The following is a 953-nucleotide window of genomic DNA, read 5'->3' on the forward strand; positions in this document are numbered from 1 at the left end:
ACTGGATGCGCTCGCACGGCGCCCTGGCCGCCGTGGGTGTTGAGGGCACCGGTGCCTACGGGGCCGAGCTCGCCCGGGTGCTGACCGCGGTCGGGGTTACGGTCGTTGACGTGGACCGCCCGGACCGCAAGACCCGGCGGATGAAGGGGAAGTCCGACCCGATCGACTCCTACGCCGCCGCGACAGCCGTTCTGTCCGGCCGTGCCACCGGCGTCCCGAAGAGCCGGGATGGTGTGGTCGAGGCAGTGCGGGTGCTACGGATCACCCGCCGCAGCGCGGTCAAGGCCCGCACCCAGGTCATGAACCAGATCCGCGGCCTGCTGGTGTCCGCCCCGGCGATGCTGCGCGAGCAGGTCGCGGGCCTGGAGCGGGCCGCGCTGATACGCGCCCTGGCCCGGCTGCGGCCCGGTAGTGATCTGTCACGCCCGCTGGCGGCGACCCGGGCGGCACTACGCCGGCTCGCCCGCCGCCATCAGGCGATGGACGAGGAGATCACCGAGCTGGACGCCGAGATCGGCCCGCTGGTCGGCCAGGCCGCTCCCGCGCTGCTGGAGCTGTTCGGTGTCGGCCCCGAGACCGCCGGCCAACTGCTGGCCTCAGCCGGGGACAACCCGGAACGGATGCGGTCCGAGGGCGCGTTCGCGCATCTGGCCGGAGTCGCTCCGATCCCCGCCTCCTCCGGCCGGACCCACCGCCACCGCCTCAACCGAGGCGGCGACCGGGCCGCGAACAACGCCCTGCACACCATCGTCCTGGTCCGCATGCGCTACGACGAGCGCACCCGTGCCTACGTCGAACGCCGCACCAAGGAAGGGCTGTCCAAGAAGGACATCATGCGCTGCCTCAAGCGGTTCGTTGCCCGCGAGGTCTACCGCGCCCTGACCACCACACCAAGAGCACAAATCACTCAAACCGACCTTGCTCCAGTGGCTTGACATCCATAGGAGCATCCC

1 protein-coding gene is annotated in these 953 nt (G+C 71.1%); it reads left to right on the top strand.

Annotated elements, in window-relative coordinates:
- Positions 1-935, top strand: a 935-nt coding sequence (locus E0D90_RS25820) for an IS110 family RNA-guided transposase (protein WP_130800323.1), incomplete at its 5' end; no start/stop codon positions are given.
- Positions 936-953 lie beyond the last annotated feature (18 nt).

It is taken from the genome of Streptomyces otsuchiensis, assembly GCF_004305975.1.
Taxonomy (GTDB): Bacteria; Actinomycetota; Actinomycetes; order Streptomycetales; family Streptomycetaceae; genus Streptomyces; species Streptomyces otsuchiensis.